The 26,036-nt window shown below is 65.1% G+C and carries 20 protein-coding genes; 12 read left to right on the forward strand and 8 right to left on the reverse strand.

Annotated elements, in window-relative coordinates; genetic code table 11:
- Position 1 precedes the first annotated feature (1 nt).
- Positions 2–610 carry a sigma-70 family RNA polymerase sigma factor gene (locus tag FHW92_RS01215; RefSeq protein ID WP_292921963.1) on the reverse strand — a complete coding sequence of 203 codons (609 nt, stop codon included), beginning with the start codon at positions 608–610 and terminating at the stop codon, positions 2–4.
- Positions 611–799: 189 nt separating this feature from the next.
- On the opposite strand from FHW92_RS01215, the gene FHW92_RS01220 reads away from it, so the two are divergent.
- The 4 genes from FHW92_RS01220 to FHW92_RS01235 all read left to right on the forward strand — a co-directional run bounded on the left by FHW92_RS01220 (position 800) and on the right by FHW92_RS01235 (position 8,806).
- A complete protein-coding gene (locus FHW92_RS01220; RefSeq protein WP_210428324.1) occupies positions 800–4,159 on the forward strand; it encodes a TonB-dependent receptor in 3,360 nt (1,119 codons plus the stop codon).
- 76 nt (positions 4,160–4,235) lie between these two features.
- The gene (locus FHW92_RS01225; protein WP_349237622.1) at positions 4,236–5,702 is read left to right on the forward strand and encodes an amidohydrolase; all 1,467 of its coding nucleotides are present in this window, start codon (positions 4,236–4,238) and stop codon (positions 5,700–5,702) included.
- The gene (locus FHW92_RS01230; protein WP_168601402.1) at positions 5,692–6,957 is read left to right on the forward strand and encodes an amidohydrolase family protein; all 1,266 of its coding nucleotides are present in this window, start codon (positions 5,692–5,694) and stop codon (positions 6,955–6,957) included. The genes FHW92_RS01225 and FHW92_RS01230 overlap by 11 nt, the downstream gene beginning before the upstream one ends.
- A 70-nt stretch (positions 6,958–7,027) precedes the next feature.
- Positions 7,028–8,806: an amidohydrolase family protein gene (locus tag FHW92_RS01235; protein WP_168601403.1), complete on the forward strand. Its 1,779-nt coding sequence runs from the start codon at positions 7,028–7,030 to the stop codon at positions 8,804–8,806.
- On the opposite strand, the gene FHW92_RS01240 is transcribed toward FHW92_RS01235, so the two are convergent.
- Genes FHW92_RS01240 through FHW92_RS01265 form a run of 6 tightly spaced genes read right to left on the reverse strand, consistent with a single transcriptional unit; the run spans position 8,793 to position 16,591 of the window.
- Entirely contained in the window at positions 8,793–9,350 is a 558-nt protein-coding gene (locus tag FHW92_RS01240) for a nucleoside 2-deoxyribosyltransferase domain-containing protein (protein WP_168601404.1), read from the reverse strand. The genes FHW92_RS01235 and FHW92_RS01240 overlap by 14 nt on opposite strands.
- 37 nt (positions 9,351–9,387) lie before the next feature.
- On the reverse strand, positions 9,388–10,509 hold the full coding sequence (locus FHW92_RS01245; protein ID WP_210428325.1) for an adenosine deaminase: 1,122 nt from the start codon (positions 10,507–10,509) through the stop codon (positions 9,388–9,390).
- 11 nt (positions 10,510–10,520) lie between these two features.
- A complete protein-coding gene (locus FHW92_RS01250) occupies positions 10,521–11,831 on the reverse strand; it encodes an NCS2 family permease (protein WP_168601405.1) in 1,311 nt (436 codons plus the stop codon).
- Positions 11,828–12,925: a nucleoside hydrolase gene (locus tag FHW92_RS01255; protein WP_168601406.1), complete on the reverse strand. Its 1,098-nt coding sequence runs from the start codon at positions 12,923–12,925 to the stop codon at positions 11,828–11,830. The genes FHW92_RS01250 and FHW92_RS01255 overlap by 4 nt, the downstream gene beginning before the upstream one ends.
- A gap of 19 nt (positions 12,926–12,944) precedes the next feature.
- Positions 12,945–14,243, reverse strand: coding sequence for a M20/M25/M40 family metallo-hydrolase (locus tag FHW92_RS01260; RefSeq protein ID WP_210428326.1), 1,299 nt, complete (start codon positions 14,241–14,243; stop codon positions 12,945–12,947).
- 17 nt (positions 14,244–14,260) lie between these two features.
- Positions 14,261–16,591, reverse strand: a complete 2,331-nt coding sequence (locus FHW92_RS01265; protein ID WP_168601407.1) for a TonB-dependent receptor — start codon at positions 16,589–16,591, stop codon at positions 14,261–14,263.
- Between the two features lie 284 nt (positions 16,592–16,875).
- Here FHW92_RS01265 and FHW92_RS01270 point away from each other — a divergent pair, with 284 nt between their 5' ends.
- From FHW92_RS01270 to FHW92_RS01290, 5 genes are all read left to right on the forward strand, one after another.
- Positions 16,876–17,541 (forward strand): response regulator transcription factor, encoded by a 666-nt coding sequence (locus FHW92_RS01270; RefSeq protein ID WP_168601408.1) that lies wholly within the window; start codon positions 16,876–16,878, stop codon positions 17,539–17,541.
- Positions 17,542–17,602: 61 nt separating this feature from the next.
- On the forward strand, positions 17,603–19,093 hold the full coding sequence (locus FHW92_RS01275) for a sensor histidine kinase (protein WP_246869923.1): 1,491 nt from the start codon (positions 17,603–17,605) through the stop codon (positions 19,091–19,093).
- Between the two features lie 41 nt (positions 19,094–19,134).
- Complete coding sequence (locus FHW92_RS01280; protein ID WP_168601410.1) at positions 19,135–20,385, forward strand: dicarboxylate/amino acid:cation symporter; 1,251 nt, start codon at positions 19,135–19,137, stop codon at positions 20,383–20,385.
- A 69-nt stretch (positions 20,386–20,454) separates the two neighbouring features.
- Positions 20,455–21,543, forward strand: a complete 1,089-nt coding sequence (locus FHW92_RS01285) for a Gfo/Idh/MocA family oxidoreductase (RefSeq protein ID WP_168601411.1) — start codon at positions 20,455–20,457, stop codon at positions 21,541–21,543.
- Positions 21,544–21,557: 14 nt separating this feature from the next.
- The gene (locus tag FHW92_RS01290; RefSeq protein ID WP_168601412.1) at positions 21,558–21,863 is read left to right on the forward strand and encodes a Dabb family protein; all 306 of its coding nucleotides are present in this window, start codon (positions 21,558–21,560) and stop codon (positions 21,861–21,863) included.
- Here the strand turns inward: FHW92_RS01290 and FHW92_RS01295 are convergent.
- The gene (locus FHW92_RS01295) at positions 21,830–23,476 is read right to left on the reverse strand and encodes a sigma-54-dependent Fis family transcriptional regulator (RefSeq protein ID WP_246869852.1); all 1,647 of its coding nucleotides are present in this window, start codon (positions 23,474–23,476) and stop codon (positions 21,830–21,832) included. The two genes, FHW92_RS01290 and FHW92_RS01295, sit on opposite strands and share 34 nt — an antisense overlap.
- Before the next feature lie 266 nt (positions 23,477–23,742).
- Between FHW92_RS01295 and FHW92_RS01300 the strand changes: the two genes are divergently transcribed.
- The 3 genes from FHW92_RS01300 to FHW92_RS01310 are packed head-to-tail and all read left to right on the forward strand — an operon-like array spanning position 23,743 to position 26,018.
- Positions 23,743–24,075 carry a hypothetical protein gene (locus tag FHW92_RS01300; RefSeq protein WP_168601413.1) on the forward strand — a complete coding sequence of 111 codons (333 nt, stop codon included), beginning with the start codon at positions 23,743–23,745 and terminating at the stop codon, positions 24,073–24,075.
- A gap of 6 nt (positions 24,076–24,081) precedes the next feature.
- Positions 24,082–24,414, forward strand: a complete 333-nt coding sequence (locus FHW92_RS01305; protein ID WP_168601414.1) for a cytochrome c — start codon at positions 24,082–24,084, stop codon at positions 24,412–24,414.
- 20 nt (positions 24,415–24,434) lie between these two features.
- On the forward strand, positions 24,435–26,018 hold the full coding sequence (locus FHW92_RS01310; RefSeq protein WP_168601415.1) for an FAD-binding oxidoreductase: 1,584 nt from the start codon (positions 24,435–24,437) through the stop codon (positions 26,016–26,018).
- The last annotated feature ends 18 nt before the right edge of the window (positions 26,019–26,036 follow it).

The following is a 26,036-nucleotide window of genomic DNA, read 5'->3' on the forward strand; positions in this document are numbered from 1 at the left end:
CTCAATCGCCTGTCTTTGCCGACCTTGTGGGGGCCGACCTTGCGGGGTCTGGCCCTGCGTGGATTGACCGGGCGGGGGCGGGATTGTCAAAACGCGCATCCTCAAAATGGCCGATGGCCTGCATGACTTTCAATGTGGCTTTGGCGATATGTTTGTCGACGGTAAAGACGGACAGGCCCATCTGTTCTGCTATCTCCCTGACCGGCATATCATGGACCCGGCGCAGCAAGAATGCCTGACGGCATTGCGGAGGCAGCGTGTCGACAATCGCGGCCAGTTTGCGCAGGTGATCGCGCGCCTGAAGCATGCGTTCGGCCGAAAGCGTGTCGGCCACCAGATCGAGATCGGCGATCTCTTCGAGCGTGACGATCTTTTGCCGCCGCGCCTGATCGATCAGCAGGTTGCGCGCGATCTGAAACAGATAGGAGCGCCCGTTGACCACCCGCGCGAAATCGGCCGTGGCATAGGCGCGGGCCAGCACTTCGGCCACGACATCCTCGACATCCTGCCGTTGATGCATCACCCGGCGCATCCGGCTGCGCAGGGCGGCCTCATGCACGAGTATAGTGCTTTTGAACCAGTCAAGGCGAAGGCGAACCGGATCCGTCACGAAGATTATGCCCCTGCATGGCGACCCGAATATCGCGCGGGCCCCAACTTCATCGAAGAGTTCGCCGCATTGCCATACGCAAAAAACGCAGCCTAAGCACAAATCGTCATAAGTAAATTATCAGTGGCAGAAATTTCCGCGCCGCTCGTTCCCACCTCTTGCAACATATTTGAAACACGGGGAATGTGAGTGGGCCTTTCAAGACATCAGCTAAATTGCGCGAGCGTTCTGGCGCTGGGCATCGTGATTTCCGCGCCGGCCGCAGCGCAGGCCGCCGCCCAGACCACCGCCGTCGATTTTCATATCGCGCGCCAGTCGCTGCCCGCCGCCATGGCCGAATTCTCGCGCCAGTCGGGGGTCCAGATCCTCTTTCCCTATGACCAGTTCAAAGGCATCATCACCAACCCGGTCGAAGGCCGGATGACGCCCGAACGCGCGGTGGCCGCGCTGATCAGCGGCACTGGCGTCACGGCCAGCCCGGTCGGCGCGCGTTCGATCGCGCTGCGGCTCGCCGTGCGCGCCCATGCGCCCGAATTCAGGCCCATCGCCCTGACCACCCAGAGCGCGGGTTTTGACGCCGGAGCGCCCGGCGCCGCCCCCGAACCGGCCCCGGCCGCTGATCCCGCCTCGGCCATCACCGTCGTGGGCAGCCAGATCAAGGGGGCCAAGATCAACGAGGCCGTGCCCGTCACGGTGATGGATCTGGACCAGATCAAGGCGACGGGTGCCGTTTCTGGCGATGATCTGCTGCGCTCGATCCCCCAGATGGGCGACGTTTCGTTCAACAGCACCTCGGGCCAGACCAGCAGCAATTTCGCACGCGGCGACGTTGGCTCGATCAATCTGCGCAATCTCGGCGTGGGCAGCACGCTGGTGCTGCTCAACGGCCGCCGCATGGTGGCGCATCCCGGCAGCCAGGCCGACGAAAACCTGGCCCCGGTCATCACCTATAACTCGAACACGATCCCCGTGGCCGGGCTGCAGCGGGTCGAGGTGCTGCGCGACGGCGCCGCCGCGCTTTACGGCGCGGATGCGGTGGCGGGCGTGGTCAACACCGTGACGCGCGGCAATGTCGAAGGCGGCTATGTCGATCTGCAATATGGCGGGGCGCAGGGCACCCATCTGCGCGATCTTCAGGTCAGCGGCCTGCTGGGCCATAATTTCGCCGAGGGGCGGGGCAATTTCTCGCTCAACTTCTCCTATGTCGACCGCACCGCTCTGGAGGCGCGCGATCAGGATTTCACCGCTTCGGCCGACAAGCGCGCGCTGTTTGCGGGCACCGGTTTTGCCGGGCTGAACTCGCTCGATCTGCGCAGCACGCTGAGCAATTACGGCGATTTTGCCGCCATCGGCCGCACCAGCGCGATCACCAGCAATGGTTCGGCCGTCACCAGCGCCTCGGGCACATTCCATATCCAGCCCACCACCAATTCGGGCTGCAAGGTGACGCTGGCCAACGGCGTCTGCGTGGACACGGGCACGCGCGCCACCTCGGGCGCGGATCGCAATCTGCGCTGGGACGGCAATGCCAACAACAATATCTCGGTCTCGCCCGCCGTGCGCCGCCTGAACCTGTTCGGCACATGGCATTATGACCTCAACGACGACATCACCGCCTTTGGCGAGTTGGGCTATTACATGGCCCGTTCGAGCAGCGTGCAGGACAGCGTTTTTTCGATCAGCTCGATCCCGATGGCGGTGCCCGCCTCCAATTACTGGAACCCGTTTGGCGCGACTACGCTGCCGGGCGGCGGCGCCAATCCCAACCGCATCGCCGGGCTGAACATCGGCGCGGCGGGCCTGCCGGTGACGATTTCCTCGATCCGCCTGACCGATCTGGGGCCGACCTATGATCTGGTGGACAACAGCCAGTTTCGCGCTCTGGCGGGGCTGCGCGGCCAATGGCATGGGTTCGACTGGGAATCGGCGCTGCTCTATTCCGAAGCCACCGTTATCGACAAGCAGAACGGGGTGAGCGCCACCGCGCTCCAGAACCAGCTCGCGCTCTCCACCCCCGATGCCTATAATCCCTTTGGCACATCGGCGAACACGCAGGCCGCCGTGGACGCGATCAAGGTGGTATCGGTCCGCCGCGACCGCACCACGCTGGCCTCGGCCGATTTCAAGGCCTCGCGCAAGGATCTGTTCCATCTGCCGGGCGGCGATGTGGGCGTGGCCTTTGGCGGCGAAGTGCGCCGCGACACCCAGCTCGACGACCGCGACGCGCGCGTCGACGGCACGGTCACCTGGACCAACACTGTCACCGGCGTGATCCAGCCCAGCGACCTTTACGGCGTCAGCCCCACGCCCGACACGCGCGGCAGCCGCGTCGTGGCGGCGACCTATGCCGAATTCGCCATCCCGCTGATCTCGCCCGACATGCATGTGCCGCTGGTGCGCAGCCTCGATCTTCAGGCGGCGGGGCGCTATGAACATTACAGCGATTTCGGCAGCGTGGCCAAGCCCAAGTTCGCCGCCTCGTGGGATGTGGTGGACGGGCTGCGCCTGCGCGGTTCGTGGGCGCAGGGGTTCAAGGCGCCCAACCTTGAAGTGATGAACGCTTCCATCGTCACGCGCGGCAACACGCGGGTCGATTATGTCCGCTGCGAGGCGGATCTGCGCGCCGGGCGCATCACCTCCTTTGCCAATTGCGCGCAATCCTATGTCGCCACGGCCCAGCGTTCGGGCAATCCCAACCTGAGGCCCGAGGAATCGACGAGCTGGTCGCTGGGCGCGGTGCTGGAGCCCAAATTCCTGCCGCCGAGCTGGGGCCGGTTGACGCTGACGGTCGATTACTGGGCGGTCAAGCAGAAGGGAATCGTGGGTGTGTTCGGCGAGGGCAATGCGCTGATCCTCGATTATCTGCTGCGCCAGCAGGGATCGAGCAATCCCAATGTCATCCGTCTGGCGCCCACGGCCGATGACGTCGCGCTCTATGCCAACACCGGTCTGGCCGCGGCCGGACAGGTGCAATATGTGAAGGACCAGTATGTCAACCTTCAGCCGCAGGATGTGCGCGGGCTGGACATCAGCCTGACATGGCGCCTGCGCGGCACCCGCTTTGGCGATTTCACGCTGACGGGCAATGGTGCACATCTGATCCGCTTTTATCGCGCCCCTTCGCCCCAGATCCAGCAATTGCTGGACGCGCGAGCCACGGGCTTGATTAACGCGGGCACGATCATCACCGGCGGCGGCTCGCTGCTGGGTCAGGACGGGCGCCCGGCGTGGAAGGCGCAAGGCTCGCTGACATGGAAGCTCAAGGGCATCACCGTGGGCGGTTCGGTGCAATATACCGGCGCGGTATGGGATACGAGCGCGGTGGATGCCTCGGGCAATTACTGGCGCGTCAAGGCCCAGACCACCGGCAATCTCTATGCCCAGTATGAATTCGACAAGGGCGCGCTGAAAGGCACCAGCATCCGCTTTGGCGCGCGCAACATCACCGATGAAAAGCCGCCTCTGGCCATCAGCGCCTTTGGCTATATGGGCGCGCTTTATCAGGGCTATGGCCGCTATCTCTATGGCGGCATCCGGCGCGAATTCTGATGCCCCACGGGCGGCGCGGGCGACACCCCATCCCACCCCGCGCCGCCCACCCTCTGCCTCCAACCGGAGATATTCCGTGACGATCAGACAATCCCGCATCCCGCATGGCGGCTGGGCGCTGGCGCTAGGCGTCGGCCTGCTCGGCCTGGCGGCTTCCGCCACCGGCGCCGCGCCCGTAAAGCCCGCGCCCCCCGCTGCCCCGGCCGCCGCGCCGCCCATCGCTCCAGTGGCGGCCCCGGCCCCGCCGCCCCCCGCCTATCCCAGCACCTATCGCCCGGCCCGATCCGCGCCCTTTGCCATTGTGGGCGCCAATGTGTTCGACGGGGCGGGCCATCTCTTCGAGGGCGGCACAGTTCTGGTCGAGGATGGCAAGATCCGCGCGGCGGGCCGGGATATTGCCGTTCCCGCCGGATGGCAGGTGATCGACGGGCGCGGCAAATGGGTGACGCCGGGCGTAATTGATTCCCATTCGCATATGGGCGTCTTTGCCGCGCCGGGAGTTCAGGGCCATGCCGACGGCAATGAGAATGTCGACCCCAACACCGCGCAGGTCTGGGCCGAACATTCGCTCTGGCCGCAGGACCCCTCGTTCGACCGCGCGCGCGAAGGGGGCGTGACCTCGCTGCTGATCCTGCCGGGTTCGGCCAATCTGTTTGGCGGGCGCAGCGTCTCGGTCAAGAATGTGCCTTCGGCCACGATGCAGGGGATGAAGATCCCCGATGCGCCCTATGGGCTGAAAATCGCCTGCGGTGAAAATCCCAAGGGCCGCTATGGCAGCCGGGGCCGCTCGCCCGCGACACGGATGGGCAATATGGCCGGTTTCCGCAAGGCATGGATCGAGGCCACCGACTATCGCAACCGATGGCGCGCCTATCGCGCGAAACAGGCCAATGGGCAGGGAAGCGAGGCGCCCAAACGCGATCTGGCGCTGGAATCGCAGGCAGGCGTGCTCGATGGCCAGATCATGCTGGAAAACCACTGCTATCGCGCCGATGAAATGGCGTTGATGGTCGATATGGGCAAGGAGTTCGGATACCGGACAACCGCCTTTCACCATGCGGTCGAGGCCTACAAGATCCGCGACATCCTGGCCCGCGAAGGCATTTGCGTGGCCACATGGGCGCAGCGCTGGGGCTTCAAGATGGAGGCCTATGACGCGGTGGAGGAAAATGCCGCGCTGCTGCATCAGGCGGGCGTCTGTGTGGCGATCCATTCGGACGAGGCCGAACTGGCCCAGCGGCTGAATGTCGAAACCGCCGTGGCGCTGGCCGCCGGGCGGCGCCACGGCATTCAGATCAGCCAGGCCGAGGCGGTGAGCTGGTTCACTTCGAATGCCGCCCGCGTGATGGGCATTGCCGGGCGCACCGGTTCGCTGGCGCCGGGCAAGGATGGCGATGTGGTGATCTGGAGCGCCAACCCTTTCAGCATTTATGCTCTGGCCGAAAAGGTCTTTATCGATGGCGTCCTGCAATATGACCGGCACGATCCGCGCTATCAGCATCAATCCGATTTCGAGAGAGGGCAGGTGGTCCATGCGCAATAAGATGCTTTGGCTGACGGTCCTGCTGGCCTCTCCGGCCTGCGCCCAGAGCGTGCCGGTGGCCTTTGTCCATGCCCGCGTGCTGGCGGGCGAGGGGCGCGTGGTGGAGGATGCCACGTTGGTGCTGCGCGATGGATTGATTGCCGAACTGGCCCCAGCCGCAGCGCCGCCCGCCGGGGCGCGGGTAGTGGACGCCGCCGGCAAGACCATTACTGCGGGCCTTGTCGCCGCCGACACCACGCTGGGGCTGGTCGAGGTTTCCTCGGTTTCGGGCACCAATGATGCCCATCCCTCCTCGGCGGATCTGAGCATCGGAGCCGATGTGCAATTCGCGCTCAACCCGGATTCAACCGCGCTGGGCGTGGCGCGGGCGGGGGGCGTGACCTCGGCCATCACCCTGCCCGATGGGGCGCGGGGTGAGGCTGGCGGGCATCATCTGATGTCGGGTCTGGCCGCCGCGATCACGCTGGGCGACGGGGGCGCCATTTTGCGGCGCGGGCGAATTGCCGCCGTGCTCGAACTGGGCGAGGCGGGGGCCAAGGTCGGGGGCGGATCGCGCGCCTCGGATCTGGTGCTGCTGCGCGAGGCGCTTGATGATGCGCGCCTCTATGCCCGCAACCGCCGCGCCTATGAAAGCGGCAATCTGCGCGCTCTCTCGCTCTCCCATGCCGATCTGGAGGCGATCCAGCCGGTCCTGACAGATCAGGTGCCGCTGGTGGTGGGCGCGCACAGCCGGGCCGATATCCTTCAGGCGCTTGATCTGGCGGGCGAATTCAAATTGCGCATCATCATTCGCGGGGGCGAGGAGGCATGGCGCGTGGCCGACCGTCTGGCGCGGGCGCGGGTGGGCGTGATCCTCAATCCCACCGACAATCTGCCCAAGAGTTTCGAGGTGCTGGGCGCAAGGTCGGACAGTGCGGCGATCCTGCGCAAGGCGGGGGTGGCCGTGGCCATCATCGGCAATGACAGCACGCACCGCGTGGGCGAAATGCGGTTTAACGCCGGAATGGCGGTGGCGCGGGGGCTGAATTATGCCGATGCCCTTGATGCGATCACGCTGACGCCCGCCCGCCTGTTCGGCCTTGATGCCCAGATCGGCAGCATCGCGCGCGGCAAGCAGGCCGATATCGTGGTGTGGGACGGCGATCCTTTCGAACCGCTCACGCAGGCCACGCAGGTCTTCATCCGGGGCGCAGCGATCACCGCCGAGTCGCGTCCGGAGGCTTTGGCGCGGCAATACGCCAAATACCATCAGTGAGCGCGCGCCGCGCCGCTTGGCAAGGCGAAAACAGGCACTATCCCCTTGGGGATATTCGAGGAATGATGTGATGCAAAAGATGTTTCTGGCCCTGCTGGGCGGCGCGGCCCTGATCCCGGCCCCTGTGATGGCCAATTCCGGGGCCAATTCTGGGGTTGTTCCGGCCATTGCCTTCATTGACGCCACCGTTTTTGACGGCACGGGCGCGGCCCCTGTGCGGGAAACCGTGCTGGTGCAGAACGGGCGGATCGTCGCGGTGGGGGCAAAGCTCAAGCTGCCCGCAGGCACGCGCAAGGTGGCCGCGCAGGGCAAGGCGCTGCTTCCTGGCTTCTTTGATGTTCACACCCATTGGACCCCGGGCGGATCGCCCGACACCACGCCCCAGATCGCCACCGCCTATGTCCAGTCGGGCATCACCACGGTCAATGATTTCCACCAGCAGCCCGAATCCTATGCCCCGCGCCGCGCGTGGCTGGCGCAACTGGCGGCCCCCCATGTCAATTTCGCCGCCCGCATCAGCACGCCGGGCGGCCACGGCGCCGATTGGGCCGATCAGGCCACCACGATCTGGATCAATACGCCCGAGGCCGCCCGCGCGGCAATCAAGAGCCTCGAAGCCTATAAGCCCGACCTTATCAAGGCCTTCACCGACGGCTGGCGCTATGGCGCCGCGCCCGACAACACCAGCATGGACCGCTGGACGCTCAAAGCGCTGAGCGAGGAGGCGCATAAGCATAACTGGTCGGTGCTGACCCATACGGTGACGGTGGAGCGCGGGGTGGCGGCCTCGATGGCGGGCGTGGATTCGCTGGGCCATGTGATCCAGGACCGTCTGGCCACGCCCGAAGAGGTGGCCCAGATCGCCAAAAGCGGGATGGGCATGGCCCCCACGCTGGCCGTCTATGACCCGGACAAGCCTGGACAGCCCAAAGCCGACGAGATGCGCCAGCGCAAATTCTCCTATGCGCTGAAAAATGTGAAGGCGCTGTTTGATGCGGGTGTGCCGATTTCGGTGGGGACGGATGCGGGTATGCCCGGCACGCCTCATGGCGTGTCCACGCTGCATGAACTCGAACTGCTGGTGCGTGCCGGGCTGACGCCCGCGCAGGCGCTGGTGGCCGCGACGCAGACCAGCGCAAAAGTGATGCGCCTCGATGGCGATCGCGGCACGATTGCGCCGGGCAAGCGCGCCGACATTCTCCTTGTCGACGGCAAGCCCTGGGAGAATATCGAGGACATTCACAAGATCACGCAGGTCTATATCGACGGCCGTCTGGTCAGCGGGGTGGGGGCGCCGCCTCTGCCCGCCGCCAATCTGGCCAACCGCCTGCCCTCGGTCAAAGTCGCGGCGCTGGTCGATGATTTTGAGCGCAAGGATCGCCGCTCCTCGCTCGACACTTTGCGGCTGGAAACCGGCGATGGCGGCATGGACCGCACCGTCGAGATCACTCAAACCGTGCCGCGCGATGGCGGGGGGCAGGCTTTGCTGCTCTCGGCGAAAATGGCGGTGAAGGGCGATGCCTATGCCGGTTTTGCCGTGCCGCTGACGCGCGGTTCGGTGGTGCCGGTCAATCTGGCCGGTTATAAGGGCATCCGCTTCGATATAAGGGGCGATGGGGCCTATGTCCTGCGCCTCAACGGGCTGGACGGCGTGTGGAGCGCGCCGGTTTCAGGCGGCGCGCAATGGACCAGCGTGGAGGTGCCGTTCACGGCGCTGACCGCCGCCGCGCAGCGGGGCAAGCCGGGGCCGGCCTTTACCGGCGATGGCCTTGTCCAGCTTGAACTGGGCGGATCGCGCGAGGGCGGTCAGCGGCTCTGGGTCGAGGTGGACAACATCACTTTCTATTGATCGCCCTATTGATTGCGGGCACCCGGCGCTTAACTGCGGCAATCAGCTCGGGCAGGCTGGACACCTGCTCGACACCGTATCGCGCGCCGGTGATGTCCACATTGCCCTTGCGCCAATATCCGGGCGGACACAGCACGATCAGTTTGCCGCCCCGCGCATGGAGGCCCATTTCCAGCAGGCTGATCGGGCTTTGCGATCCGGGCGAGAAATAGAGGACGATGACATCGGCGCTTTCCAGCGCGCCAAGCTCCCATTCGACCTGACGGCGGAATTCCGGCTCGTCGGCCTCGGGCCGCCATTTGGGGTTCCAGTCGGGGCGGCGGGGGTTGAGGATCACAACATTGTCCACCGCCAGCGCCTCGATCATACCTTTCTGCCAGTCGGGCGCGTTGCCCATGTCGATGCTGCCGCCCAGAAAGACGCGGGGGCGATCATGCGCTTTGGGCAGCGCCTCGGGCGAGGTGATGACGCTGGAGGTTTGCGCATGGGCGAGTGGAGCGGCCAGAAGCAAAGCGCCAGAAAGCAAAGTGAGGGGAAAGAGCATTCTCATACCCCCGCGATAGGGCCGAAGCGCATCGCGATCAACGGCGGCTCGCCGCATCCTCATCCCAAGCCGCCTGCGCCCCCAGATCGCCAAACTCCCCCGGCCAATCCGCCGCCCATGCCGCCTTTTGCACCTCATCGGCCCAACTGGCGTTTATGCCCGCCATCATCATGGCGCGCAGGTCATCGCGGCTGGCGCCCATATGGCTGTACATCAATTCCCACGCGCCCGCCGGGCTGACGCGGTGCAATTGGGGGTCGTCGCTGTTGGGGTGGATCGACAGGCCCATGGCGATCATCGCGCGGATCGGGTGATGCCGCGCCCAATCCTCGGGCGTCATGGTGCGCAGATAATAGGAATTGGTCGGCACCACGGTGAACACCATGCCGCGCGCGCGCAGGCTCTCGGCGAAATCGGGATTGTCGATCACGGTATAGCCATGGTCGATCCGTTCGACGCCCAGATCATCCACCGCGATGGCGACATTGGTCCATGGCATCCCGAATTCCCCGGCATGGGCGGTGGCGCGCAGGCCCTCTTTCCGCGCCAACGCATAGGCGGGGGCGAACCATTCGGGCGGCCCGTCATTCTCGCGGTAATCAATGCCGATGCCCGGAACGCGCGGATGGCGATGGGCCAGCATCGCCTCGACCATGGCCACGGCCTGCGCGGGTGGGGCCTCGCGGTCGATGGCAGGGATGAGGAGCGAGGAGATCGGGGCGGCTTCCATCGCCTCCACCATCGCCTGCTGGATCTCGCCATAGGGGATGGCATGGGCGGCCAGAGTGGCGGTGGGGTTCCAGAAGAATTCGGCGTGGCGGACGTTATCGGCCGCCGCATCCTCCAGATATTCGCGCACCAGCCGGGCGATATCCTCCGGGCGGCGCAGCAAATGCTGCTCCATCGCGCGCAGGGCATGGAGCACGCCCACCGGCTTGCGCCCGCGCGTGTAAAGCCCTGCGGCCATATCCGTGGGGATCGGCGCATCATAACGCCGCGCCAGATCGCGAAACGTTTCCTCGCGCATCGCGCCCAGCAGATGGCAATGCAGTTCCACCTTGGGCAGGCGGGTGAAGAAGGCGCGCTGATCGGCGCTGACCACTCGCCCTGTGGCCGAGGGGGGCAGCACCGAAAGCGTTTCTTCCATGGCAATCGGCATCGCGGCGGCTCTCAACGGTGGACGGTGGTATAGAGGTAATAGGCCAGGGGCAGCGAGAGCAGCAACAGGCCGGGTGACACCCGCCGCGCTCGCCCGCCGATCAGGCAGACCGCCACATAGGACACCAGCCCCACCGCGATGCCCGTACCGAAACTGTTGGCGATCAGCGTGGCCAGCAGCATCAGCACCGGGGGCAGGGTCTCCTCCAGCCTTTCGCCGCCCAATTGCCGCAGCGAACCCATCATCCCCGCGCCCACAAGGATCAGCGCCGGTGCGGTCGCCTGCTTGGGTATCGCCATGGCCAGCGGGATCGCCAGCAGCGAGGCCAGATAGCACAGCGAGGCGGTGATCGGCACCAAGCCGGTGCGCCCGCCAGCGCTTGCCCCCGCCGCCGATTCCACCAGCGCCGTGCCGCCCGGAATGCCCAGCATCGGCCCGAAGGTGGCCGCCAGCGCATCGACCAGAAAGGGGCGGTCGATATGGGGCAGATTGCCGTCATCATCGGTCAGCCCCGCCTTGGCCCCCACGGCCAGCGTGGTGCCCATGGTCGAGAAGAATTCGGCGACGAAATAGGCGAAGAGATAGGGCAGGGCCTTGATGGTGAACACCGCCGCCCAATCGAAATGGCCCAGCACCGGCCCCATGGCGGGGGGTAGACCCAGCGGAGTAGCGGGCGCATGGGTGACGCCCAGCATCGCGCCCAGACCCGCCGCCGCGATGATCCCGGCAAGGATCGCGCCCGGCACGCGCCGCGCCTGAAGCGCTACCGCGACGCCCAGCCCGACCAGCGCCATTTGCGGCCCGGCTTGCGAAAAATCGCCAAGGGACAGTGCATTGGTCTTGGCATTGACCGAAACCATGCCCGCATCGCGGCATCCCAGCAGCGCGATGAATAGGCCGATCGAGGCCCCAAGCCCTAGCTTGATCTCACGCGGGACCAGACGCATCACCCAGCCGCGCGCGCCGGTGATCGTCAGCAGCGTGAACAGCACGCCTGAGGCCATCGCTATGCCCAGCGCCGAGGGCCATGGCAGATGCTCAACCTGCGTCAGCGTGATGCCCAGCAACGCCGCTCCGCCGATGCCCGGCCCGACGATAAAGGGCAGGTTGGCATAAAGCCCCATCGCCAGGCTCCCCAGCGCCATGACGATCAGTGTGGCCGTGGTGGCCGCGCCCTGATCCATGCCGCCGCCCGAGAGCAGGCGCGGGATCACCACCACCAGATAGGCCGAGGCCATGAAGGTGGTCAGCCCCGCGACGGCTTCGCGCGGCAGGGTGGTGCCGCGTTCCGCCATGCGGTTGCGCCACAGGTTGGCGATCATTGGCGGGCCTGTGCGGTAAAGCGGGCGAGGAAGCGGGGCACGTCGATGCTCTCGACCACCTCGACCATCTGCTCTCCGCGATGGGGGGCGAGATCCTCCTTCCACATCTGCGCCGTGCCATAGCCCGCGCCGGGCATCAGATCGACATCCATGCGGGCGGTGAACTTCTTGGTCACCAATGTGGGATCGAGCGCCACGGCTACGGTCATTTCATCCCACAAAGGCTGGTCGATGCGGGCATATTGGGCGATGTAGCGCGCGGTGGGGGTGCCTGCCGAACCGATCTGATCGGCCAGCGCCCGCGTCATCCGCGCCGAGGTGGTGACATTGCCCACCACGGTGATTTTCCGCCATGGCGCGGTCAGCACGATATGGGCGGCCTCGGGGTCAAAGACGAAATTGAAATCGGTGGCATAGTCGGCATTGTCCAGCACGCGGGCGGCCTGCATGTCATAGCCCCCGCCCTGCATGGCGATGCCCTTGGCCTTGGCGGCGATATCGGGGGCGATGCGCAGGGCCAGCGCGATATTGGTCAGCGGCCCGGCGCAGATGATCGTCACCTGCCCCGGATGGGCGCGCACGGCCTCGATCAGGCGGTGGACGGCATCCTGCGCCACCGGCCTGATGGTGGGCGCGCCCTCGGCCATCGGGGGGACCAGATCGGGGTCTTCGGGGTGATACTGGCGGCCCGGTTTGGGGGCGTTCCATGCGCCCTTCCAAGGGATCGGGCCAAAGCGGGCCTCCCACGCCTTCATTTCGGGCAGGGAGCGGATGAGCGGCGTCTGCGCGCCCCGCGCCACCGGAACATCGCCGCGCCCGGCGATTTCGAGGAAGCGCAGGGCGTGCTGCGTTTCCTCCTCCAGCCATTGGTCGCCGGTGACGACGCCAACGCCCAGAAGGTTCACATTCGGATCGCGGATCAAAGGGATCAGGGCCTGAAGATTGCTCTGTCCGGGGCCGAGAAAGTCATTGTCGAACCATACCATGGCGCGACTGTCCACTTCGACCGGACGGCTGACAGGGCGGGGCGCGGCCATGGTGAGGGACGCCATGGAGAGAGCTGCGCTGCCCAGCACTGCCTGCCACAATTTCATGCCCTGATCCCCCTCCTGCTTACTTCGCTTCGGCCAGAACCAGCACGGTGGCCAGTTCATTGTTGAAGTTGCGCAGGTTAACCGATTTCTCGAGCTTCAGCCCTTCGTCCAGCGAGTGGTTGCGGAAGGTTTCAAAGCCCGAGCCCAGCGTGAGCGCGGAAATGCCCTTGCTCATCGGGATGTTGCTGTCGGTCGATCCGGCGCTGTACTTAGGGGCGAAACCATTGGCCTTGGCCACGGCATCGGCCACCTTCACGATGCGCGACTCCATCGGCGTGGTGCCGCCGGGGCGGTCGCCCACCAGCTTGGCGTCATAGGTGATCTTGCCCTTGGCGGTCGAGCGCGCGGCATTTTCGGCCGCCACCGCTTCGGGCAGGATCGCGAGGAAGGTCTTTTCCTCCGCGTCCAGCTGCGCCTTGCCGTTCGAGCGCATGTCGATGGTCATGGCCGTGGCAAAGGGGATCGAATTGACCGAGGTGCCGCCCTCGACGATGCCGACGTTATAGACCGTCTTGGGGTCGCTGGGCACCTGCATCCTGGCAAAGGCGGTCATGGCATTGGCCATCGCATAGGCCGGATTGACCAGGCCGAAATCGCCCATCGAATGACCGCCCGGACCATTGAACGTCACCTTGTAGCGGCGCGAACCGGTGCCGGCATTGGTGATGCGTTCGGGCTGGCCGGGTTCAAAGCTGATGAAATGGGTGATGCGGTCCTTGTACTTGCCCTGCGAGAACAGGTAGCGCACGCCGCGCAGGTCGCCCGGGCCTTCCTCGCCCACATTGCCCATGAACAGGATGTCCGCCTTGGTCGAGAAGGCCCCCGCCTTCATCGCGCGGATAAAGGCCAGCAGGACCGGCAGGCTGCACGTATCGTCGCCAATGCCGGGGGCATAGAGCGTGTCGCCCTCGCGGCGCACCTTCACATTGGTGCCCTCGGGGAAAACGGTGTCGAGATGGGCGGTGATGACGATGAGCGGCGTGGCCTCGCCCTTGGCTGCGCCGGTGCCGCGGCGCAGGCCCATGACATTGCCCACGCCGTCCATTTCAACGTCTTCCAGACCCTCGGCCTTGAGCATCGCCATATAGGCCTTGGCGCGCGCCTCTTCCTTGAAAGGCGGGGCGGCGATTTCGGTCAGGGTGATGATGTCCTGCACAATGCGGTCATAATCGCCCGCCAGCGAGGCGGTCGCCTTGGCGAATTTCGGGCTTTTCAGCAGCGCCTTGGCGGCGGTTTCCTCGGGCGTGGCGGCATGGGCCTGGGGCGCGATCATCGCGACGGCGGCCAGCGAGGCAAAAGCAAGCAAAGTGTTACGCATGGAAAGACATCCTCTTTTTAGAAATTGCCGCGCAGGTTGATGCCGACGGTACGGGGCGTGGTGGTGGCGATGTAATCGGGCGTGCCGCTGACGGCCGAGTAATAGCTCAGACCCTTGGCATCGATCAGGTTACGCACATAGACATAGACGCCGTAGCGCTCATTCTCGATTCCCGCGCGCAGGTTGACCTGCGAATATTTGCCATAAGTGCGATAAAGCGCGTTGGTCGGGTTGAGCTGGGTCGTCATCTTGCCGGTATAGTTGAAGTCGGCACGCATCATGCCCTTCCACTTGCTGTTGATATCCCAGCCATATTCGGCGCCCGCGCTGGCCGTGGTGCGCGGAATGCCGGTCAGGATATTGCCCACGCGGCCCGCCGCCGTCACTTCCGAATTGACCTGATCGGCCGTCAGGCGCGGATAGACCACCGAGAGCGAACCGTTGAGGAACAGGCCCTTGGTCGGCGTGCCGCTCAATTCGGCCTCGAAGCCTTCGATACGCGCCGCGCCGACATTGCTGATATAGCTGAAATTGCCATAGGTGGCCTGAACCGAGGTCTGCATGTTGGTCCAGTCGATGCGATAGGCGTCGATATTGAAGGTCAGCTTGCGGTCGAACCACTGGGTCTTGAGGCCCAGTTCATAATTCCACAGCGAGTCGGCCTTATACTGCGTGGCCGAGGCCGGGATGCCGGGCGTCAGGTTCGCGCCGCCGGGGCGGAAGCCCTGCGACGCGGTGGCATAGACCATCAGATTGCGGGTGGGTTTCAGCTCGACATTGTATTTCTGGATAAAGCCGTCCGCATTGGCGTTGACCTCGGTATAGGCCATCGGCGTCTGGCCGTTGAAGTAATTGTAGCCGAGATAGGCGCCGCCCACGATCTTCTTGTAGTGATAGTGGCGCAGGCCCGCCGTCACCGTCAGGATGTCGATCGGGCGATAGGAGAGTTCGCCAAACTGCGCGGTCTGGTTGATGACATCGCGCACAAAGCGCGAGCCGAGATCGACCAGCGGGCTGCGCATTTCGCCGGTGCCCGGAACACCCGCGAACACGGTGGTGTCCACCCGGTCCTTGCGGTTTTCAAAGAAGGCGCCCAGCGTATAGTTCAAACGGCCCTTGCCATCGGAATTGAGGCGCAGTTCGTTGGTGACATTTTCCACCCAGCGCGGCTGATAATTGCCGATGGGCATCTGGCTGTTGGCCCAGCCCAGATAATTGGCGCGCAATTGGGCCGAGGTATAACCGCCCGCGCTCGATGCGCAATTGCTGGACGATGTGGTGGTGCCCGATGCGCCCGTCTGCAGCAGCGAGCCCGAATAGGTGTTCTGATAGAGGCCGCAATAGCGATAGGAATTGGCCACCGACTGATAATTGTCGCTGTTGTCGTTGGTCTGGCGCACATCCCAGCGATAATAGCCGTTGGCCAGCGAGATCGTGCCGATCGGCGTCGTCCACTTGGTGTCGAGCGAGAAGATCTTCTGCTTGTCGATGGCGGGCGTATAGATGCGCAGGCCCGAGGTATAGGTGCCCACCGAAGGCGCCCAGAGCGAGGTGCCGCCCGTGTGCTGGTCCTGGATGATGCCCATGAAATTGATGCGCAGATTGTTGGTCGGGCGGAAGCCCAGCATCAGGCGGCCGCCCGTGGTCATCACGCTGTTCATATTATAACGGCCGATCGAGGGATCATCGACAAAGCCGCCCGTGCGCTGGCGATAGAGCACGAGGCGGGCGGCCAGCATGTCCTCGATGATCGGCACGTTGACTGCGCCCTTGATGCTGTAGCCAAAGCCGCCATCCTTGGTGCTTTCCGCGCCCGCATCGACGGCGGCTTCATACTTCTTCAGATTGGCCTGCTTGAACAGCACGCGCAGGGTGCCGCCCATCGAGCCCGAGCCATAAAGCGTGCCCTGCGGCCCGCGCAGCACTTCGAGGCGCTCGGTGTCGAACAGGTTGAGGTTGGGGGTCGAGCCCGAAGGGTCCGAGGTGGTGCCTGCAGGCCCGGTCAGCGGCACTTCGCCGAAATACACGCCCACGGTGGCTTCGCCCGCGGTCTGGATGCCGCGGATCGAGACGCGGGTGCGGCCCGATTCACTGGAGAGCAGATTGAGACTGGGGACCGAGCGCGCCACATCGGCAATGCCCGTCGCGCCCATGTTGTTGAGCATGTTGCCGCTCATCGCGGTGATCGCCAGCGGGGTGTCCTGCACGCGGGTTTCGCGCTTCAGGGCGGTGACGACAATGTCGTCGCCCTGGCCTGCCGTTTGCGCCATCGCGGGCGCCGCCCCCAGCGTCGATACAGCCAATGTTGAAACCGAAAGCAGCCATGCTGCACAAAGCTTAGTTTTCATAGTCCATCCCTCATTGGCGAGTCCCAAACCGACGCGGGGTCCACGATGGTTCGCGCCCGCCTTCTGCCGGGCGGCGCGGTTCATCGCGGGGGCCATGCGGGTTTGTGCTGCTTACCCTGTCCGTCCTCTCGCAGAATCGGAGGCTAAGGCCGCCCGCCTGTCATCAAGCTGTCATGCCGGGGGTAGGCATGGGGCGCGTTTTGCGTATTTTGGGGCCGCAGCCTGTAATGCCATGGGCAGGTCATGCCATGGGCCTGTGCCGGTGTCGGGGAATGGAGGGAACATTGCGCATTCTGATCGTGGAGGATGATCCGCGTCTGGCGCGCGGCATGGCCGCTTCGCTCGAGGCCGCCAGTTTTGTCGTCGATGTCGCGCATAATGGCGAGGATGCCGCCGCCTTTGCCGCCGCCGATCCGTTCAATGCGATCATTCTGGATCTGGGCCTGCCCGATGGCGATGGGCTGGAATTGCTGAAAATGCTGCGCCGCCGGGGCGACACCACGCCGATCATGATCGTGACCGCGCGCGATGCGGTGGACGACCGGGTGGCCGGGCTGGATTACGGCGCGGATGACTATATGGCCAAGCCGTTCCACCCGCGCGAACTGGAATCGCGGGTGCGCGCGCTGGTCCGGCGCAGCATCGGCAGCCCCGATCCGGTGCTGCGCGTGGGCGCGCTGACGCTGGACCGTTCGACGCGGCGGGTCGCGCTGGCCGATGCGCCGGTCGATCTGCGCCGCCGCGAGATGGCCGTGCTGGAAACCTTGATGGGGCGGCCGGGCAAGGTGGTGCCCAAGGACCGCATGGCCGCCGAGGTCTTTGCCCTGTCCGAGGCGGTCGCGCCCAATGCGCTGGAGGTCTATGTGGGCCGCCTGCGCCGCAAGCTCAGCCCCGGCGGGCCGACGATCCACACGGTGCGCGGGCTGGGCTATATGATTGATGCCCATTAAGCTGCGGCTGCTGCCGCGATCCTTGCCCAAATCGTTGCGGGGCCATCTCACGGTTGTTGTGATGGTGCCGCTGGTGGTGCTGGTGACGATTTTCGCCACGATCACCTGCTGGATGATCGATTCCTCGATGAACGATACGTCGGACCGGATTCTGGTCGGTTCGACCCGGTTGATCAGCCGGGCGGTCAATTATGATCCGGTGCTTCAGGACCGTCTCCTGCCGCTGGCTGTTGGCCTGTTGCAGCGCCGCTCTGCCCCGGTCACGCATTACAGCATCTATGATGGCGACCGGTTGATTGCCGGCCGCGCCGATCTGCGCCCGCCATCCGATTATTCGGCCGACGGGCGCCTGACCGGGCCGCTCCATCCCGGCGCAAGGTTCACGCTCACCTCGCGCGATCCGGTGCTGGTGCGCGGCTATGTCGATCCGCGCGATGCGCAAGGCGTGGTCCAGCCAGCCTATCTGCGCAATGGCATGCTGAACGGGCGCCCGGTGCGCATCGCCACGGAAATGCGCCGCCTGACGGGCAATGGCCATCTGGTGGCGGTGCAGGTGGCCGATTTCCTTGAAAACCGGGAAATTTCCACCCGCGTCTATTTTCAGCGCGTGGTCAGCGCCAGCGTGCTGGTAACGCTGATCGCGCTGCTCCTGTTCTATTCGGCGCTGGCATGGGGGCTGATCCCCTTTGCCACCCTGACCGAGCGGATTGCCGCCAGTGTGCGCGATCCGCTGCATTTTCAGCGCCTGCCCGATGGCGATGGCCCGCGTGAGGCGCAGATGATTGCGCGGGCCTATAATGCGCTGATGGTGCGGGCTGAGCGGGCGGTCGGTTCGCTGCGTCAGTTCACCTCGAACGCTTCGCATCAGTTGCGCACGCCGCTGGCGGTGCTGCGGGTGCATCTCGACGTGCTGGAAACCTATGGCGCGCAAAGCCCGCAGGGGCAGATGGCGCTGGATGACATCGCCCATTCGGTCGATACGCTCGAACGCCTGCTGCAGCAATTGCTGGCGCTGGCCCGGCTGGATGAACAGGTTGAATGCAGCACCGGCCAGTTCGATCCCGCGCTGGTGGCCACCGATGTGATCGCCGCACGCCTGCCCGCGCTGCAGCGCGCCGATGTTGATATCAGCTTTGAGGAAAGCGGCCATGGGCTGGCCTCTGGCGAGGCGGCGCTGGCGGCCGAGATGGTGGGCAATCTGCTCGACAATGCGGTGGCCTATAACCGGCCGGGCGGCAAGGTGGTGGTGCGGGTTTTGTGTCGCGGCGGGGCGGTCCGGGTGGAAATCGAGGATGACGGCCCCGGCATCCCCCCTGCCGAGCGCGAGAAGGTGTGGGAGCGGTTCTATCGCATGGCCGCCAATGCCAACAGCACCGGCAGCGGGCTGGGCCTGCCCATCGTGCGCGCGCTGGCCGACCGGATGGGGGCCAAGGTTGCGCTGGATGAAGGGGCCGAGGGGCGCGGCACGCGGGCGGTCATCCATTTCCGCCCGGCCGATCGCGAGGAAATGTTGATCCCCCCATCCCCGACCGCGCATCAGGCGACCCTGTGACAGGGTGCTGACAGGCAGGCTGTTTCACACAGGTCCTTCCCATGGCAACGCTCAATCCCTCTTCGCCCTCTTCTCCTTTGCGCTGGTCGCGGCCTTTGCCGCATTGGCCGCTGCTGGCCGGGCTGGTGATCGGGACGATGGCAGGGGCGCTGGTGCATGTTGTGCCGGTGGACCGGGCGGTGCTGGATGTCGTGCTGGTCAATCTGGTGCGTCCGGTTGAACAATTGTTTCTTCAGGTGCTGTTCCTGCTGATCCTGCCCATGGTGTTTTCCGCGATTGTCACGGGTCTGGCGCGGTTGCGCGGGCGGGCCATGGTGCGCGATCTCCTGCTGCGCCTGTTTGCGGCGATGGTGGGCATGACGGTGGTTTCGGCGGTGATCGGCATGGCGATGGCCAATCTGTTCCGCCCCGGCGAGGGCATGGCCATCGACCTGCACCAGAACCCCGGCGCGGCCGCGCGGGCGGGCGATGACAGCAGCCTGCTAGACCTGTTGCTGGCCCGGCCGATGATGGCGATCGTGGTGATGTCGGTGCTGGTAGGCTTTGCCATCAGCCGCAACCACAGCCGCAATCGCAACATCCGCCATCTGGTGCTGACCACAGAGGGCTTGTTCGAGGTGGGCATGTCGATTGTCACGCTGGTGGCGCGTTTTGCGCCCGTGGCGGTGCTTTGCGTGATGTTTGATATGACGGCGGTGTTCGGCTGGACGCTGCTGGTGCATCTGTCGGGCTATTTCAGTGTGGTGGTGGCCGCGCTTTGCCTGCATCTGCTGGTGGTTTCGGTGGGGCTGGCGTGGATGATGGGCGATGTCAGCCCGGCCCGGTTCCTGCGTTCGCTGCGCTCGGTGATGGTGATTGCCTTTACCACCTCCTCGTCCTTCTCCACCCTTCCGGCCGCGCTCCATGCCGCCGAGCAGGATCTGGGCCTGCCCGCGCGGGTGGCGCGGCCCACGCTGGGGCTGGGATGTGTGGCCAATCAGGGCGGCACGATCATCTACACCACGGTGACGGTGATCTTTCTGGCCCAGTGTTTCGGGATGGAATTGACCGCGTGGCAGCAGTTCACGGTGTTTGGCCTGTCGATTCTGGCCGGGTTGGGCACGATGGGGGTGCCCGCAGGCAGCCTGCCGCTGACCACGATGCTGCTGGCGCTGCTGCATGTGCCCAATGAGGGGATCGGCCTGATCATCGGCATCGACCGGTTGATGGATATGTGCCGCACGGTGCCCAATGTGGTGGGCGATCTGGCCGTGGCGGCGGCGCTGCGCCGCAGCGGCGAGGATGAAGTCTAAGTTCTGCCTTGTGAAATGCCCGCGCCTGTGGAAACGCACGAGGCAGGTTTTGCATAAGGCGCGGAAATTATGGCGATGAACAACCGGCGCCGACTGGCCATGCTGGGCGGCGGGCCGGGGTCCTTTATCGGTGGCATCCATCATCTGGGCGCGCGGATCGCCGGGATCGACCTTGTGGCGGGCGTGTTCAGCTCCGACCCCGAAAAATCGGCCCGCGCGGCGCAGGATTATGGCGTGGCGCCCGACCGCTGCTATGCCGATGCGCAGGCGATGTTCGCCGCCGAGGCAGAGCGCGAGGATGGCATCACCATGGTGGCCATAGCCACGCCCAACCACCTGCATCTGCCCGCCGCGCTGATGGCGGTCGAGGCGGGGGTGCATATCTTTTCGGACAAGCCCGCGACCGCCACGCTGGCCCAGGCGCTGACTCTGCGCGATGCATTGGCGCGCGGGCGCAGCGCCTATGCCCTGAGCTTTACCTACAGCGCCTATCCGATGGTGCGCGAGGCGCGGGCACGGATCGCGGCGGGCGAGATCGGCGCGGTCCGCAAGGTGCTGGTGCATTACGCGCAGGCCGGGCTTGCCGATGCGCGCGGCGGGTGGCGCACCGATCCGGCACAAAGCGGGGTGGGTGGATGCATTGCCGATCTGGGCACCCATGCCTTCCATCTGGCCGAATTTGTCACCGGGCAGGCGGTGGCCGAGCTGCTGGCCGATCTGAACAGTCATGACGGGCGCGCTCTGGATGATGACGGCGCGGTGCTGCTGCGTCTGGCCGGGGGCGAGCGGGGGGCGATCCATGCCTCGCAGATTGCCTTTGGCCAGCGCAATGGTCTGAGTTTTCAGGTCTATGGTGATCGGGGTGCGCTGTTCTGGGATTTTGACACGGCCGATCAGTTGCGGCTGGTGCGCGGGGGCGAGGTGCTGCTGCTGGGGCCGGGTTCGCCCGATCTGATGGAGCGCGTGCCGGGGATGCGGGGCATCGGCAATGGGCTTATCGCGCCCTTTGCCACGCTTTACCGCGAATTCGCAGCGGCCTGCGACGGACAGGCCCCCGCCGCCCTGCCCGGCATCGAGGCGGGGTTGCGCAGCATGGCATTTGTGGAGCGCGCGGTGGCAAGCAGCGCGCAGGGCGGGCGCTGGCTGCCCATAAATTGACCGAGGGAGGCACGATGTTTCACCACGTCTTTTTCTGGCTGAAGAATGCCGAGGATCGCGATGCGCTGATCACCGGGCTGGAGAGCCTGCGCGCCATTCCGCAGATCCGTGCGCTGCATATCGGCATTCCCGCCGCCACCGAGCAGCGCGATGTGGTCGAGAGCGGCTTTGCCGTGTCCGAACTGATGGAATTTGATAGTCCGGCCGATCAGAAAGCCTATCAGGACCACCCGCTCCACCTGCGCTTTGTCGAGCAATGCGGGCATTTGTGGTCGCGCGTGGTGGTCTATGATGTCGAGCCCATCTGTTCCAGCCGGTAATAGAGCTGGGCGCGGGTGATGCCCAGCAGGCGGGCGGCGCGGGCCTTGTTGCCTCCGCTGCGCGCCAGCGCCTGTTCGATCATCCGCCTCTCGCTGCGGGCCAGATCGAGGTCGTCTCCCTCCTGCGCCGCCTGTCCGTTTTCCACTCGCCCCCCGGCGCGGACGCGGAAGGGCAGGGGACCCAGCGCCTCGCCTCCGCCAAAGATATGGTGCAGGCGCAAAGGTTCGCCGTCGCGCGCCATGATGACGCCGCGTTCAATCACGTTTTCCAGCTCGCGGATATTGCCCGGCCAGCCATAGCCCAGCATCGCGGCCACCGCATCGCCCTCAAACCCGGTGACGGCCTTGCCATAGCGGGTGCTGTAGCGTTCGAGGAAATATTCCATCAGCAAGGGCAGATCGGCCCGCCTTTCGCGCAGGGGCGGGATGCGGATGGGAAAGACGTTGAGGCGGTAGAACAGGTCGGCGCGAAAACTGCCCGCCTCGACCGCGGCGCGCAGATCGACATTGGTGGCCGCCACCAGCCGCACATTGGCCCGGTGCATCCGCACCCCGCCTACGCGCTCGAACTCGCCCTCCTGGATCGCGCGCAGCAGCTTGCCCTGCGCAGCAAGCGAGAGAGTGGCGATTTCGTCGAGGAACAGCGTGCCGCCCTCGGCCCGTTCAAAGCGGCCCGCGCGGGCGGCATGGGCGCCGGTAAAGGCCCCCTTTTCCACCCCGAACAATTCGGCCTCCAGCAGGCTTTCCGGAATAGCCGCGCAATTGACCGCGACAAAGGGCTTGTCCGCGCGCCGCCCCATCGCGTGCAGGTTGCGCGCGAAAATCTCCTTGCCCACCCCGCTTTCGCCAAGGAACAGCACCACCGCATCGGTGTCGGCCACATGGTGCAGCATGTCGAAGGCCACGTTGAACCCGGCCGAGGCGCCCACGATCCGCTGCTCGCTGCCGCCCCGCGCTGATGATCGTGCCCGTTCGATCTGGTTGATCGCCTCGCCGCGCATAAAGCGCAGGTCTTCCTCGCCTTCTTCCCATTCCTCGGCGGGGCGGCCCTGAACGCGGCAATGGGGGTGGCCCATGGCGATGCATTCCACCTCGCGGAACAGGATCGGGCGGCCAAGGAACACGCTGGCATAGCCGCTGGCATAACCGGCCAGCGACCAGCCCGCAGGATAGGCCCCGCGCCCGGCGGTTTCCAGATGCGCCCCGCATTCGGATGATCCATGCCAGAGATATTCGGCCGAAAACGCGCCTCGCGCGACATCGAATTCGACATGCAGCGCTTCGGATCGGACCATGCCTTCGAGCATGTGGAGTTCGGGGCCGACGGCGAACATATCATCGATCGTGGCATGGGGGCGCAGACGGGCGGCGCTCTCCGCGTCCAGCGCGCCCGAGTGATAGCCCTGCCGGGTAAAGATCGCGCGGGCCTGTTCCAGCCCCAGAGCGTCGATCGCTTCGCGCCGCAGCAGCGCAAAGGCGCGGGCGTGGAGCAGCATCATCCGCTTGCCCGCCAGCCAGATATGGCCCTGCGCGGGGTCGAAATGGAGATGGGAGAAGAGATCCTGCGGCATGGGGCGGCCTTTGATGGGAGAGGTCTGCAGAATATTCGACATATCTGGAAAAGGGAATGTCTGAAATTCTGCATATTTTTAGTGGGCGTTCCAATGCGGTGTGACGCTGCTTGAAAAGACAATCGACGTAAAAACAAACGATTATCAAAATTTCGCCCGCCCTTTCCGCGATTGGCACAGGCTTTGCGATGATCCGGTCAGGCCGCGCGACAGCGGCCGCGACAAGGGAGAGAGCCATCATGCCGGACCATTACACGCACCCTTGTTGCAACCGGCCCCCGAGGCTGCATCGAGGAGACATCACACCTATGGACCCTGCCTTTTCCCATCTGACGCGGCGGACCTTTCTGTCCGCCAGCGCGCTGGCGACGCTGGCCGCCGCCGTTCCGGCCGCCGCCGCCGAATGGACGCGCATCGCCCCGGTCGCGCTGGCCAGCCATGCCGGGGCGCTGCCCGCGGGCTGGAGCGGGCAGGCCATCCTGCTCAAGGGCTCCTATCTGGCCCGCCTGTCCCAGATTCGCGCGGCCATCGCCCGCCATGGCGCCGCCCATCTGACGCCCTTTCTCGATGCCGACGATGCGGTGCTGCTCGACATTGCCCGCCACGATGCCGTCGGCGCCCCTCTTTCCGGACAGGAGTGACCGGCCATGAAATTTCGTCCTATTGCCCTTGCCGCCCTGCTGACGCTGGGCATGGCGCCCGCCGTGCATGCCTCGCCCACGGGCGTCTGGCGCGGTTCGAATGAAGCCTGGGAAAAGGTCTGCGCGCGCTGCCATCTCTCGGGCGTCGGCCCGGAGCTGCGCGGGCGTCAATTGCCGCCCGAATATATCAAGCAGGTCGTGCGCCACGGCTTTCTGGCCATGCCCGCCTTTCCCCATGGCGCGATTGATGATGCCACGCTCGACGGTGTGGCGCTCTACGTCTCCAAATCGCGTCTGAATGCGCCCGCCAAGCCCGCTGCCCCGGCCAAAAAGCTCTGAAAATTCTGGGAGAACCCGCCATGACCGCTCAAAAAACCGCTCCCGCCGCTGCCTCTGGCCCGGCGGCCCCCGCCATCCTGCCCCCCGGCGTCAGCGCCGGTGATTTCGCCGGGGCGATCCGCGAATTCATCACGATTCTGGGCGCTGAAAACGTGCTGACCGATGCCGACCATCTGGCCCCCTATACCAAGGTGATGGTGGCCGAGAGCGAGGATCTGCACCGCCCCGCCGCCGTCATCATGGCCCGCACCGTCGAACAGGTGCAAAAGATCATGGCCGTGTGCAACCGCGTGCGCGTGCCGATCTGGCCGATCTCGACCGGGCGCAACTTCGGCTATGGTTCGGCCGCGCCCCAAAGCGCGGGTCAGGTCATTCTCGACTTGCGCCATATGAACCGCATCCTTGAGGTCGATCCGGTGATGTGCACCGCGCTGGTCGAACCGGGCGTGACCTATCAGCAGCTCAAGGACTATCTGGTCGAAAACAACATTCCGCTCTGGCTGTCCTGCCCGGCGCCTTCGGCCATTGCCGGGCCTTTGGGCAATACGGTGGACCGCGGCGTGGGCTACACCCCCTATGGCGAGCATTTCATGATGCAATGCGGGATGGAGGTCGTGCTGGCCGATGGGCAGGTGCTGCGCACCGGCATGGGCGGGGTGCAAAACACCAATGCCTGGCAAGTCTTCAAATGGGGCTACGGGCCTTATCTCGACGGCATTTTTACCCAGTCGAACTATGGCGTCGTCACCAAGATGGGCATGTGGCTGATGCCTCAGCCGCCGGTCTACAAGCCTTTCTCGATCCGTTATGAGAAGGATGAGGACATCCACGACATCGTGGAAACCTTGCGCCCGCTGCGCATCGCGGGCGTCATTCCCAATGCGATGGTTTTCGCCAATGTGATGTGGGAAGCGGCCGCCATCATGCCGCGCAGCAAATATTATCAGGGCACCGGCACCACGCCCGACCATGTGCTGGAGGAAATCAAGGCCAAGGAAGGCATCGGCGCGTGGAACGTCTATGCCGCGCTTTACGGCACCAAGGAGCAGGTCGAGGTCAACTGGAACATCATCACCGGCGCGATCAAGGCCAGCGGCAAGGGCCGGATCATCACCGAGGAGGAAGCGGGCGAGACCGAACCTTTCAAGTATCGCGCCAAGCTGATGCGCGGCGACATGACGCTTCAGGAATTCGGCCTCTATCGCTGGCGCGGCGGCGGCGGTTCGATGTGGTTTGCCCCCGTGACCGTGGCCAAGGGTTCGGAAACCCGGGACCAGACCGAGCTGGCCAAGAAGATCCTTGGCGAATTCGGGCTGGATTATGTGGCCGAATATATCGTCGGCATGCGCGACATGCATCACATCATCGACGTGCTGTTCGACCGCTCCAACCCTGAGGAAATGGAGCGCGCCCATGCCTGCTTCGCCAAGCTGCTGAGCGAATTCGGCAAGCGCGGCTATGCGGTCTATCGCGTCAACACCGCCTTTATGGACCAGACCGCCGATCTCTATGGCCCGGTCAAGCGCCATGTCGATCAGGCTCTGAAGCGCGCTCTGGACCCCAATGGCATCATCGCGCCGGGCAAATCGGGCATCCGCATCTGAGGCGTGCGGCCTCCAAAA

Source organism: Novosphingobium sp. SG707, assembly GCF_012275515.1.
Classification (GTDB): Bacteria; Pseudomonadota; Alphaproteobacteria; order Sphingomonadales; family Sphingomonadaceae; genus Novosphingobium.